The organism is Terrisporobacter othiniensis (genome assembly GCF_000808015.1).
Lineage (GTDB): Bacteria > Bacillota > Clostridia > Peptostreptococcales > Peptostreptococcaceae > Terrisporobacter > Terrisporobacter muris.
Genome location: NZ_JWHR01000047.1, coordinates 50,548 through 63,970, shown reverse-complemented (window position 1 = coordinate 63,970; position 13,423 = coordinate 50,548). Strand labels below are relative to the sequence as shown.

12 protein-coding genes are annotated in these 13,423 nt (G+C 29.6%); 11 read left to right on the top strand and 1 reads right to left on the bottom strand.

Annotated elements, in window-relative coordinates; all coding sequences use genetic code 11:
* Positions 1–233 precede the first annotated feature (233 nt).
* Positions 234–875: a Crp/Fnr family transcriptional regulator gene (locus tag QX51_RS04435; RefSeq protein WP_039678706.1), complete on the bottom strand. Its 642-nt coding sequence runs from the start codon at positions 873–875 to the stop codon at positions 234–236.
* Between the two features lie 163 nt (positions 876–1,038).
* On the opposite strand from QX51_RS04435, the gene QX51_RS04430 reads away from it, so the two are divergent.
* From QX51_RS04430 to yihA, 11 genes are all read left to right on the top strand, one after another.
* Positions 1,039–1,683, top strand: a complete 645-nt coding sequence (locus tag QX51_RS04430) for a hypothetical protein (protein ID WP_039678705.1) — start codon at positions 1,039–1,041, stop codon at positions 1,681–1,683.
* A 23-nt stretch (positions 1,684–1,706) separates the two neighbouring features.
* Positions 1,707–2,255, top strand: a complete 549-nt coding sequence (locus QX51_RS04425) for a hemerythrin domain-containing protein (RefSeq protein WP_039678704.1) — start codon at positions 1,707–1,709, stop codon at positions 2,253–2,255.
* A gap of 18 nt (positions 2,256–2,273) precedes the next feature.
* On the top strand, positions 2,274–2,459 hold the full coding sequence (locus tag QX51_RS04420; protein ID WP_039678703.1) for a DUF1858 domain-containing protein: 186 nt from the start codon (positions 2,274–2,276) through the stop codon (positions 2,457–2,459).
* Positions 2,460–2,632: 173 nt separating this feature from the next.
* Positions 2,633–4,654 carry an NAD-dependent DNA ligase LigA gene (gene ligA / locus QX51_RS04415; RefSeq protein WP_039678702.1) on the top strand — a complete coding sequence of 674 codons (2,022 nt, stop codon included), beginning with the start codon at positions 2,633–2,635 and terminating at the stop codon, positions 4,652–4,654.
* Between the two features lie 198 nt (positions 4,655–4,852).
* The gene (gene rph, locus QX51_RS04410) at positions 4,853–6,202 is read left to right on the top strand and encodes a ribonuclease PH (protein WP_039678701.1); all 1,350 of its coding nucleotides are present in this window, start codon (positions 4,853–4,855) and stop codon (positions 6,200–6,202) included.
* Between the two features lie 15 nt (positions 6,203–6,217).
* Positions 6,218–6,706 carry a metallophosphoesterase gene (locus QX51_RS04405; protein ID WP_039678700.1) on the top strand — a complete coding sequence of 163 codons (489 nt, stop codon included), beginning with the start codon at positions 6,218–6,220 and terminating at the stop codon, positions 6,704–6,706.
* A gap of 131 nt (positions 6,707–6,837) precedes the next feature.
* On the top strand, positions 6,838–8,133 hold the full coding sequence (gene tig, locus QX51_RS04400; RefSeq protein ID WP_039678699.1) for a trigger factor: 1,296 nt from the start codon (positions 6,838–6,840) through the stop codon (positions 8,131–8,133).
* A 66-nt stretch (positions 8,134–8,199) separates the two neighbouring features.
* The gene (clpP, locus tag QX51_RS04395) at positions 8,200–8,787 is read left to right on the top strand and encodes an ATP-dependent Clp endopeptidase proteolytic subunit ClpP (RefSeq protein ID WP_039678698.1); all 588 of its coding nucleotides are present in this window, start codon (positions 8,200–8,202) and stop codon (positions 8,785–8,787) included.
* 16 nt (positions 8,788–8,803) lie between these two features.
* On the top strand, positions 8,804–10,051 hold the full coding sequence (gene clpX, locus QX51_RS04390) for an ATP-dependent Clp protease ATP-binding subunit ClpX (protein WP_039678697.1): 1,248 nt from the start codon (positions 8,804–8,806) through the stop codon (positions 10,049–10,051).
* 276 nt (positions 10,052–10,327) lie between these two features.
* Entirely contained in the window at positions 10,328–12,685 is a 2,358-nt protein-coding gene (gene lon / locus QX51_RS04385) for an endopeptidase La (RefSeq protein ID WP_039678696.1), read from the top strand.
* Complete coding sequence (gene yihA / locus QX51_RS04380) at positions 12,675–13,286, top strand: ribosome biogenesis GTP-binding protein YihA/YsxC (protein ID WP_039678695.1); 612 nt, start codon at positions 12,675–12,677, stop codon at positions 13,284–13,286. The genes lon and yihA overlap by 11 nt, the downstream gene beginning before the upstream one ends.
* Positions 13,287–13,423: the final 137 nt, after the last annotated feature.

The following is a 13,423-nucleotide window of genomic DNA, read 5'->3' as shown; positions in this document are numbered from 1 at the left end:
ATAATTTCATATCTATAGCTTTCCATTTTATTTCTGGTGAGTAGTGTACTCTTGTACTCATAATAAAATAACCTCCTTTAAAATCATACATATAGTATGTTTCAAAAGAGGTTGTTTTATTTATTCCCGTGTAAAGGGTTCACTTCAAAACCTACACTTGTTTTTTATTGTAAGCATACATTGTTGACGACATGGAGTAATTTGATCATTTTTTGTCTAAGGAGAGTAAATTTTTACTCAGTTAAAATATTTTCTATTTCTTCCAAATCTAAAATTTTAATATGACTTCTTGAATAATCAATAAGTCCCATGTCTTTCATATTAATCAATTCACGAGAAAGGGAAGGCCTAGTTATACCTAGCGATTCAGCAATTTTTTCTTTAGTTATTTTTAATTTGATATTTTCACTATTCTGTAATTTATATTCTGTGATTAAGAAATTGCAGATTTTTTGTCTAACACTACTAAAGGTTAAGTTAGTTATAGACTTATTTAAAACAAAAATCTTATTGCTTAAATCATTTAAAAACATTCCTAAAAAATCCTCATGAGAAGTGCAAAACTTTATAAAGTTGTCTTTACTTATAAACATGATTTTAGATTGTGTAGATGACATAACTGTTGCTGGATATAAATTGACATCGGAAAAAGCAATAACCTCTCCAAAAATATGTCCTTTACCAAAAGATGATACATGTATCACCTTAGTACCCAACATTCTTTTTATATCTATGTTTCCATCTAAAATTAAACCTATAGAAGTACAAGTATCTCCTTCTATAGCAATAATATCATTTTTTGAATAGGATTTTATTATATAATTAGAATCTTTAAAAAGATCTAAAAGATACTCTTCACTTTTATTTTTAAACATTTTATCTCCTTAAAATAATAATTTTTATTAGTATTAATTTTATCATAAAAATATAAACTTCATGTATATGTAACATATGTTACAGAATTAAAGTTAAGATTGAGGTATTATGGTTACAAGTAATACATAAGATAAGAAATAAAAAATACAAAGGAGATATATTATGAGTTTATTTTTAGGAAAAATACATTACTGGCTATTCAACAAAATTTTATGGTTTGAAAAACTGGAAAATGAAATAATAAATTTAGCAAAAGAAGAAGGATTTGAAGTAGAAAAATTAAATGGTGAAATCCAAAATAAATATGGAGAAAAATTACCGAATAAACCATTAGAAGAGTTAATAGACACAAGTAACATTCATGGATGGTTACAAAATCAAATCCACTGTGCTGAAAGAAGAATGGCAGCTTGGACAAAACTATTAATAGAAGCAGATGAAAATAATTATGGTGAATTAGAAAAAGTTTATAAAAATCAGGGGATAGTAGCAGCTAATGAGGTTAAATCTGAAGGTAATCTACCATCAACACCTGAAGAACTATTTAATTGTATGAATGATTATATCTTAGATGGTATGCCTTGTGATAGAGTAAATGAAGTTTCTTTAAAGGAAGAAAACAAAATTGGATGGCAACAAAGAATCTGTGTTCACAAAGATATATGGACAGAAGTTGGTTGTGATGTAGAAAACTTCTACAATTTAAGAAATGCATGGATAAAATCATTTATACATGAACTAAATAACAATTATGAGTATTTAATAGAAGAAAATGGTATGAGGTTAATAAGAAATATATCTAAATAAAACGTATACTAGGGAGAAAAATAATGAGTGGAATAGAGTTACTAATGACAGAACATAAATATGTTAGTCGTATGCTTGTAGTAATGAGAAATGCATGTTTAAATTTTATGGACAATAAAAAAATAGATTATGATGATTTTACAAAGATGATTGATTTTGTTAAAAATTTTGCTGATAATCATCATCACAAAAAAGAAGAAATTTTTCTATTTAACAAAATGGTAGAGCATCTGGGAGAAACAGGCAAAAATGTTATTACTCACGGAATGCTTGTAGAGCATGACTTGGGAAGAAACTACATGAGAAATTTAGAAGAAGCCTTAAATAAGTATAAAAATGGAGATAATGAAGCTGGATTAGATATAATAGCCAATGCCATATCTTATGCAACTTTATTAGAAAATCATATACACAAAGAAGATAATGTAATCTTTAACTTTGCGAATAGATCATTAAAGGAAGATGTTTTACAAGTTATAGATAAAGAATGCTTTGAATATGAAGAAAAAAACTCTTCCATAAGAGAAGAAAATATTGGTATACTAAACTTTCTAGAAGAGAAATATATATAAATAAAAGGAGAAATGATTATGATAACTAAAGATCAAACTATAGGTGAAGTATTACAATTAAATCCGAATGCAGCTAATATACTAATGAGATTTGGAATGGGATGCTTAGGTTGTCCATCAGCTCAAGTTGAATCAATAGAGCAAGCTTGCGAAGTACACGGACTTAACTTGGAAGAAGTTTTAGCAGCATTAAATGAAAAATAATTATTAAATAGAACCTCTTAGGAAATAAATCACCTAAGAGGTTTTTTAGCATGAAAAAAATAAAAATATCCATTAAATGAAAATAATAATTTAAGATAAATTTTTAAAATGTTATACTAAAAAATATAATAAGGAATAATAAGTAAAGATGATAAATGAGGTGATTAATAATTATGGAAGCAGAAAAAAGAATTAAAGAGCTTATTGATTTGATAAATTACCATAACGAGAGATATTACAATGATGATGCTCCAGAAATCGAAGATTTTGAATATGATAATTTAATGAAAGAATTAATTAAATTGGAAGAAGAGAATCCAAGCTTAAAAAGAATAGATTCTCCATCTAATAGGGTTGGCGGAAAAGCTTTAGATAAGTTTGACCAAATAACACATAAAATACCAATGCTTAGTTTGTCAAATGCATATTCAGCGACTGATTTAAGAGATTTTGATAGAAGAGTTAGAGATGCAGTATCTGGCGAAGTGGAGTATGTTATAGAGTTTAAAATAGACGGACTTTCAGTAAGCCTTACATATAATAATGGTCAGTTTGAAAAAGGTGCTACTAGAGGAGATGGTGTCGTAGGTGAAGACATTACAAAGAACTTAATGACAGTAAAAACAATACCTTTAAAAGTAGACTATGAAGATGAATTGATTGTTAGAGGAGAAGTTTACATTTCAAAAGATAATTTTGAAAAAATAAATAAACAACAAGAAGAGTTAGATCAACCTTTATATGCTAATCCAAGGAACTTAGCAGCAGGATCTCTTAGACAGTTAGATCCAAAATTAACAGCAAAAAGACCTTTAGACATATTCATATTTAACTTAGAACATTTAGAAAATGATAATTGTAAGACTCATAGTGAATCCTTAGAATTATTATCTAAGTTAGGATTTACAGTAAGTCCAGACTATAAGGTGTTTAACAATATAGAAGATATAATAAAATATATTGAATATTGGACTGAACACAGAGAAGAATTAAAATATGGAATAGATGGAATGGTTATAAAAGTTAATAACTTTGATCAAAGAGAACAAATGGGATTCACTGCAAAAAGTCCAAGATGGGCGATTGCTTATAAATTCCCAGCAGAAAGAAAGACGACAAAGTTATTGGACATAATTATAGAGGTCGGAAGAACAGGAAACATAACTCCAACAGCTTTATTAGAACCTGTTAGACTTGCTGGAACAACAGTAAGTAGAGCAACACTTCACAATGAAGATAACATAAAAGAAAAAGATATAAGAATAGGTGATATGGTAGTAGTTCAAAAAGCTGGAGATATCATACCTCAAGTTGTGGAAGTAGATAAAGATGCTAGAACTGGAGAAGAGTCAATATTTGAAATGCCTCACAAATGCCCTGTTTGTGGAGAACCTACTGTAAGATTAGATGGAGAAGCAGCAGTAAAATGTATAAATATGTCTTGTCCAGCTCAAATTAGAAGAGGAATTATTCACTTCGTTTCTAGAGATGCTATGAATATAGATGGTCTAGGTGAGTCAATAATAACATTACTATTAGAACAAAAACTTATAGCAGATGTTTCTGACTTATACTATCTTAAAAAAGAAGATATAGTAAACCTGGAAAGAATGGGAGAAAAATCAGCAACTAATCTTATAAATGCATTAGAAAAATCTAAATCTAATGACTTATATAGACTAATAAATGGTCTAGGAATAAAGCATATAGGTGTTAAGGGTGCAAAAATTATTGCAAATGAGTTTAAAGACTTGGATGTAATAATGAATTTAAATGTAAATCAACTTATCAACTTAGAAGAGTTTGGTGAAACAATGGCTGACAGTGTAGTTGAGTTCTTCAAAGAAGAAAAAAATATTTCTGTAATAGAAAAATTGAAGAATGCAGGTGTAAATACTAAAATAATTGACAATGATAATGAAGACATTATAAAAATATTTGATAAAATGAAAATTGTATTAACAGGAACACTACCAACTCTTAAGAGAAATGATGCAAAAGATATAATAGAAAAATTAGGTGGAAAAGCAACTTCAAGTGTTAGTAAATCCACATCTTTTGTTCTTGCAGGAGAAGAAGCAGGTTCAAAACTTACAAAAGCAAATGAATTAGGGGTTAAGGTAATAGATGAAGAAACCTTCTTGAATTTATCTAAATTATCTTCTCAAGAAGAAGTATTAGAGAGTTTAAAATAATCAGGAAACGATATAAATAATGTTTGGGCAAATGAGGCATTATTTTGTAGTAAATTAAATTGAATAGTGCTAAAATTATAACTATGAATAGATTAGAATAAGTATTGAAATAATAGATATTTTCAAAAAAAACTATAAGATTCTAATGAATAGATGAAGGCAAATGGGTAAAGTGAATTTTGCAGGAAAGGAAAAGTAATGATTAGAATTGATGGGAGAAAATTTGATCAAATAAGAGACGTAAAAATTACAAGAAACTTCACAAAGTATGCAGAAGGTTCAGTTCTAATAGAAATGGGAGAAACAAAAGTTGTATGTACTGCTTCAATAGAAGAAAAAGTACCTCCTTTTTTAAGAAATACTGGAACAGGTTGGATAAATGCAGAATATTCAATGTTACCTAGATCAACTCAACAAAGAAAAATTAGAGATGCTTCAAAAGGTAAAATTGATGGAAGGAGCCAAGAAATACAAAGATTAATAGGTAGAGCAATAAGATCTGTTGTAGACCTAAATAAACTAGGTGAAAGAACTATTTGGGTAGACTGTGATGTTATTCAAGCTGATGGAGGAACTAGAACTGCTTCTATAACAGGAGCATTTGTAGCTGTTGCTGAGGCTATTTATAAATTATACAGTAATGGATTAATCAAAAAAATGCCTATACAAAACTTTGTATCTGCAATAAGTGTTGGTATAGTTAATAATGAGTGTCTACTTGATATATGCTATGAAGAAGACTCAAATGCACAAGTAGATATGAACATAATAATGACTGATAGATGCGAATTTGTAGAAGTTCAAGGAACTGGAGAAGAAAGACCTTTTTCTAGAAAAGATTTAAATAAACTGTTAGAGCTTGGAGAAAAAGGGAATAAAGAACTTATAAGTATACAAAGAGCAGCATTAGGAGAAATTGCTGATGAAATATTAGGTATGGAATATGGTAATGATATAGTAATTTCTACAGGAAATGCACATAAATTAGAAGAAATAGGTGCAATACTAAAAGATTTAGATTATAATATACATTCTCTTAAAGATGTGAATTTAGGCAATTTAGATATTGAAGAAAATGGAAAAACATTTGAGCATAATGCCTTGATAAAAGCCAGAACAGTAGCTAAACTTACTAATATGATAACAATAGCTGATGATTCAGGGCTAGAGGTAGATGCAATAGGTAAAAAACCAGGAATTTATTCAGCTAGATACGCTGGAGAAAATGCTACAGACGAAGAAAATAGAGAAAAATTAATTAAGGCTTTAAAAAACACTCCAATCAGTCATAGGACTGGTAGATTTGTTTGTTGCATAGCAGTAGTATTTCCAGATGGTAAAGAGTTTGTAGTTAGAGGAACTTGTGAAGGTACTATAGCTTTCGAAGAAAAAGGTAAAAATGGATTTGGATACGATAGTTTATTCATAGTAGATAAATACAATAAAACTTTTGCAGAGTTACCATCAACTGTTAAGAATGCCATAAGTCATAGAGCCAGAGCTTTAGATCTTATGAAGGAAGAACTTTCAAGAAGAGTTATAAGATAATAAAGGATAAAATATATGAAAATAGGAATAATTAGTGATACTCATGGAGATATGAGAAGTATAGATAGAGCAATTCCATATTTAAAAAAATGTGATTTAATTATTCATGCTGGTGATTATATTAATGATGCAGAATACATATATTATGCAACTGATGTGAATGTTAAATGTGTAAAAGGGAATTGTGATTCATATGATTGCTATTCATATAGTATAGATGGAGATAATGAATTAAAATTTTCAGTTAATAATAAGAATTTTTTTGTATGTCATGGTCATTATCATAATGTGAAAATTGGTATTAACTCATTATATAGATTTGCAAAAGATAATAATATTGACTTTGTAGTGTTTGGACACACTCATATTCCTATATATGAAACAATAGATAATATTACTTTTATAAATCCAGGTAGCCTTGCATATCCAAGAGGTGGTAGCAATAAAGCTTTTGGAATATTAACAATAGATAATAATATTTCATATGAAGAAATAAAAATATAAACAAGAAGTGTTGAAATTAAGGGAACACTTGTAAATAAAAAACCTTGTATGATATAATTAAAGAGTTACCTATAAATTAGAATTATAATTTATAAAAATCATTACATAAGATATTTAGGAGGATAAAGTTAATGAAAGTAGAATTAATTAAAACAGAAGGCAATAAAGTAAGTTTTAAATTAACTGTAGATAACGATAAATTTGAATCAGCAATAGTTAAGGCTTACAATAAGAATAAAGGGAAATACAACATACCAGGATTCAGAAAAGGTAAAGCACCTAGAAAAATAATAGAAACTAACTACGGAAAAGGTGTATTTTATTCTGATGCTATAGATATACTATTCCCAGAGGTATACCCATCAGCTATAGATGAATTAAAAATAGATCCAATCGATATGCCATCAATAGATATAGAAGAAATAAGCAAGGATAACGGATTAGTTATATTAGTTGATGTAGAAGTTAAACCAACTTTTGAATTAGGTGAGTACAAAGGTGTTGAAGTAGAAAAAGTTGAAGAAACTGTAAACGAAGACGTTGTTACTGCTAAATTAGAAGAAATGAGAGAAAAAGCATCAAGATTAGTATCTGTTGAAAGAGAAATAGCTAATGGAGATACTGCTAACATAGATTTCGAAGGATTTGACGGAGAAGTTGCTTTCGAAGGTGGAAAGGGTGAAAACTATGACTTAGTTATAGGTTCAGGATCATTCATACCAGGATTCGAAGAGCAATTAGTTGGTAAAAAAGTTGGAGAAGAAGTAGAAGTTAATGTTACTTTCCCAGAAGAATACCATGCTGAAAACTTAGCTGGAAAGCCAGTTGTTTTCAAAGTTAAAGTAAATGATGTTAAAGTTAAAGAATTACCAGAGTTAAACGATGAGTTTGCTGCTGATACTACTGAATTCAATACTTTAGAAGAATTAACAGCTGACGTAAGAGCTAAAGCTGAAGCTGATGCTGCAGAAGCTGCTAAAAATGAATTAAGAAACAGAGTTATAGAAAAAGTTGTTGAAAATACAACAGTAGAAGTTCCAGAAGCTATGATTAAAAATGAAATAGAAAATCAATTAATGGAACTTAACTACCAATTACAATACCAAGGATTTGGAATGGAGCAATTCTTACAAATGACTGGTAAAACTATGGAAGAATTTAAAGCTGAATTCACTACTAACAGAAGAGAAGAAGCTGTAAAAAATGTTAAAACTTCATTAGTAATAGAAGCAATAGCTAAAGCTGAAGGTGTTGAGGTTTCTGAAGAAGAAGTTAATGCTGAAGTTGAAAAAATGGCAGCTGCTTATAACATGACTGTTGAGCAAGTTAAAGAAGCTTTAAGACCAAATGACTTAAAAGACATGGAAGGTCAATTAAAAATAAGAAAAACTATAGATTTATTAGTTGATAGTGCTAAAATAGCTTAGTTCTTTACAGTAGTCCCCCCGGGCTACTGTAAATTATATATTAAACATTCAGAGGGGGTATGATTTATGGCATTAGTACCTACAGTAGTAGAACAAACAGGAAGAGGAGAAAGAGCCTATGATATATATTCTAGATTATTAAAAGATAGAATAATATTTTTAGGTGACGAAGTAAATGATGTAACTGCTGGTCTTGTAGTAGCCCAACTACTTTTCTTAGAGGCGGAAGATCCAGATAAAGACATACATCTATATATAAATTCACCAGGTGGAAGTGTTACAGCAGGTATGGCTATATATGATACTATGCAATATATTAAACCTGATGTAAGTACAATATGTATAGGTATGGCAGCATCTATGGGTGCATTTCTATTAAATGCTGGTGCAAAAGGTAAGAGATATGCTCTACCAAATAGTACAATAATGATACATCAACCATTAGGTGGTGCAAAAGGTCAAGCAACAGATATAGAAATTCATGCCAAATGGATTTTACAAATAAAAGAAAGATTAAATCAAATTCTTTCTGAGAGAACAGGTCAACCATTGGAGAAGGTGAAGGCTGACACTGAACGTGACAACTTTATGAGTGCGATGGAAGCCAAGGAATATGGGCTAGTTGACGAAGTCATTGAAAAGGCCCATAGTTAGGAAAGAGGTGCTTGTTATGTCAAAATACGAAGAAAAAAGACAACTGAAATGTTCATTCTGCGGGAAAACACAAGATCAAGTAAGAAGATTAATTGCAGGTCCTAACGTTTATATATGTGACGAATGTGTGGAACTTTGTGATGAAATCATTCAAGAAGAAATTGAAGAAACTATGGAAGAGGATACTACATCTCTACCAAAGCCTAAAGAAATGATGGAGATTCTTAATGACTATGTAATTGGTCAAGAAAGAGCTAAAAAAATATTATCAGTTGCAGTTTATAACCACTATAAAAGAATATATAGTAAAAAATCTACAACTAAAGATATAGAAATACAAAAGAGTAACATCCTTTTACTTGGACCAACAGGTTCTGGGAAGACATTACTTGCTCAAACTTTAGCTAGAACACTAAATGTGCCATTTGCAATGGCTGATGCAACTTCTTTAACTGAAGCAGGATATGTAGGTGAAGATGTTGAAAATATTTTATTAAAACTTATTCAAGCAGCTGATTTTGACATAGAAAAAGCAGAAAGAGGAATAATCTATATTGATGAAATAGATAAAATTGCTAGAAAGTCAGAAAACCCATCTATTACAAGGGATGTAAGTGGAGAAGGCGTTCAGCAAGCTCTTTTAAAAATTCTAGAAGGAACTGTGGCTAATGTTCCGCCACAAGGAGGAAGAAAACATCCTCATCAAGAATTCCTAAAAATAGATACAACTAATGTATTATTTATTTTAGGTGGTGCCTTTGATGGCATAGAAAAAATAATTCAAAGACGTGGAACAGAAAAAACAGTAGGATTTGGTGCTAAGATTGAAAGTAAGAATGATACAGATTTAGGAAAGATATATGCTAAAGTTCTTCCTGAAGACTTACTTAAGTTTGGTATAATACCTGAATTTATAGGTAGAATACCTGTAGTTGCTACATTAGAGTTATTGGATGAAGATGCTTTAATGCAAATTCTACAAGAACCTAAGAATGCTCTAGTTAAGCAGTATAAAAAATTATTTGAACTAGATAATGTTGACTTAGAATTCGATGAAGATGCTCTAAGAGCTATAGCTAAAAAGGCTATAGATAGAAACACTGGGGCTAGAGGTCTTAGAAGTATAGTTGAGAGTGTTATGATGGAGACTATGTATGAAATTCCATCAAGAGAAGATATCAAGAAAGTAATAGTTACGAAAGAATCTGTTGCTGATGAAACACAACCAATTATGGTTCTTAAAGATAAAGAAGAAAGTGCATAATTAATATAAAAAGGAGCTTATATATTAATAAGCTCCTTTTATAATATTATGGGATTATTAAATTTAGTTTTATTATGCTAAATTAATATGTATTTTATATATAGCCTAAGATATGAACAAAATAAATATTTATAAATGAATTATTATTTTATTAATATAGCATAATAAAATTAACCTAAATTATGCATATTGCTATGTTGATTTATATTGAAAATTAACATACATAAATATATAATATAAAAAGCAAAGAAAATAGCACTTTAAGGAGTGATAATGATGGAACAAAATTATACAAAAATTGACCATGAGTTACCATTGATACCTTTAAGAGGATTAGCAATATTTCCATATATGATATTAAACTTTGACATAGGTAGAGAAATGTCTTTAAAAGCACTAGATCAAGCCATGTTAGAGGATGAATTAGTATTCTTAACTTCACAAATAGAAGCAGAAGTAGATGAACCTACAACAGAAGATTTCTATCATGTTGGAACTATTTGCAAAGTTAAACAAGTTATCAAGTTACCTGGAGATACAGTTCGTGTTTTGGTAGAGGGTGTATCTAGAGGTAAAGTTAAAGAAATAAACGAAGAAGATGGATACTTTAAAGCATTAGTAGAAGAAATAATATATGATCAAGAAAATGCTGATGAAGATATAGAAGTAGAAGCATTTGTAAGAAATGTTTTTGATGCATTTGAAGAATACATAAACATAGGTAATAGAGTTTCTCCAGAAATACTAGTATCTCTTGCTGATATAGAAAATGTAGATAGATTTATAGATACTATTGCATCAAATATTTTCTTAAAAGCAGATCAAAAGCAAGAAATTCTTGAAGAGTTTAATATAGTTAAAAGATTAGAGTTACTATATAAAATTTTATTAGAAGAAATAGATATACTAAAAATAGAAAAGAAAATAACTCTAAGAGTTAAGAAACAAATGAATAAGGTTCAAAAGGAATATTATCTTAGAGAACAGTTAAAAGCTATCCAAAAAGAATTAGGAGAAGATGAAGACTTAACTTCTGAAGTTGAAGAATACAAAGAAAAGCTAAGAAAAATCAAAGCTCCTAAGGAAACAAAGGAAAAGATAGAAAAAGAAATCAATAAGTTTTCTAGAACATCTCCTCAGTCTCCAGATTCATCAGTTAGTAGAACATATTTAGATACTATATTCTCACTGCCATGGAACAAAGAAACTAGAGATAAATTAGACTTAAAAAATGCTAAAGAGATTTTAGATGAACAACATTATGGATTAGAAAAAGTTAAGGATAGAATATTAGAATACTTAGCTATAAGAAAATTATCTAAATCATTAAAAGGACCAATAGTTTGTTTAGTTGGACCTCCAGGTGTAGGTAAAACATCTATTGCAAAATCTATAGCAGAAGCTTTAGGGAAAAAATTCGTAAGAATATCTTTAGGTGGAGTAAGAGATGAAGCTGAAATAAGAGGTCATAGAAGAACTTATGTAGGTTCTATACCAGGTAGAATAATTAATGGTATAAAAGAAGCTCAAACTAAGAATCCAGTATTCTTATTAGATGAAATAGATAAAATGGCAGCAGATTATAAGGGAGATCCATCTTCAGCGATGCTTGAAGTTTTAGACCCAGAACAAAACAAAACATTTGTTGACCATTACTTAGAAGTACCTTTTGATTTATCAAAGATACTATTTGTAACTACAGCAAATAGTTTAAGTACAATACCAGGTCCATTACTTGATAGAATGGAAATAATAGAAGTATCAGGTTATATTGAAGAAGAAAAGCTTAATATAGCTCAAAAATACTTATTACCAAAACAAATCGAAGAAAATGGATTAAAAGAAGGTTTTGTAACAATTGAAGAAGAAGCAATGAGGGACATAATTAATTACTATACAAGAGAAGCAGGAGTGAGAACTTTAGAGCGAACTATAGGTAAGGTTTGTAGAAAAATTGCTAAAAAATTCGTAGAAGACTCATCTTTAGAAGGTGTTATAGTAACTCCAAAGGATTTAGAAGAATATCTGGGAAGAGATAAACATCTATACGATTTAGCTGGGACAAAACCTGAAATAGGTATAGTAACAGGTCTTGCATGGACTTCAGTAGGTGGGGTTACACTTCCTGTAGAAGTAAATGTACTAAAAGGAAAAGGACAAGTTGTACTAACTGGTTCACTTGGTGATGTAATGAAGGAATCTGCTCAAACAGGAATATCTTATATAAGATCCATAGCAGATAAATTTGATATAGACCAAGAATTCTACAAAACAGAAGATATCCATATACATTGTCCAGAAGGAGCAACTCCAAAAGATGGTCCATCTGCAGGGGTAACTATGGCTACTGCAGTAATTTCTGCATTAACTAAAATTCCTGTTAGATGTGATGTAGCTATGACTGGTGAAATAACTCTTAGAGGTAGAGTAATGGTCGTAGGTGGAGTTAAGGAAAAGGTACTTGCGGCACATAGAGCTGGCATTAAAAAAGTTTTAATACCAAGAGAATGTGATGCTCAATTAGATGAAATACCTGAAAATGTAAAAGAAAAACTAGAAATTGTTCTTGTTGACCATATGGATCAAGTTTTAGAACATGCTTTAGTAAAAGATGGTGAGAAAAATGAAAATTAGAAGTTCAGAAATAGTAGTAAGTGCAATAAAAAAAGATCAATATCCAACAGAAGGACTACCAGAAATAGCTTTAGTTGGAAGATCAAATGTAGGAAAATCTTCGGCAACAAATGCTTTATTAAATAGAAGAAACTTTGCAAGAACAAGTCAAACTCCTGGTAAAACAAGAACAATAAACTTTTATAAAATAAATGAAGAGTTTTACTTCGTTGACCTTCCTGGTTATGGTTACGCTAAGGTATCAAAATCAGAAAAGGATAAGTGGGGAGTTATCATGGAAAGATATTTACAAGATAGACAAGAATTATGTGCTATTTTCTTACTTGTAGATATAAGACATGAGCCTACAAATGACGATGTTATGATGTATGAATGGATAAAACACTTTGGATATAACTGTGTTGTTATAGCAACAAAAGCAGATAAAATATCTAGAGGTCAATACCAAAAACACATAAGCATAATAAGAAAAAAATTAGGCCTTATGAAAGACGAAAAAGTAATACCTCTTTCTTCTTCAAAGAAAACTGGAGTGGAAGATGTATGGAATGAGATAATCGCCCAATATGAAGAGCATGGTTATGAAATAACTGTAGATTAATATACAAATAGGAACTGTATTGAAATTATATTTATGATTTCAATACAGTTTTTTGATTTCAAATAAAAATATTATATTTAGTAACAAAAGCAAGCCATAATTAATATCTTAATAAGTAGAATATTTTAGGGGGCATG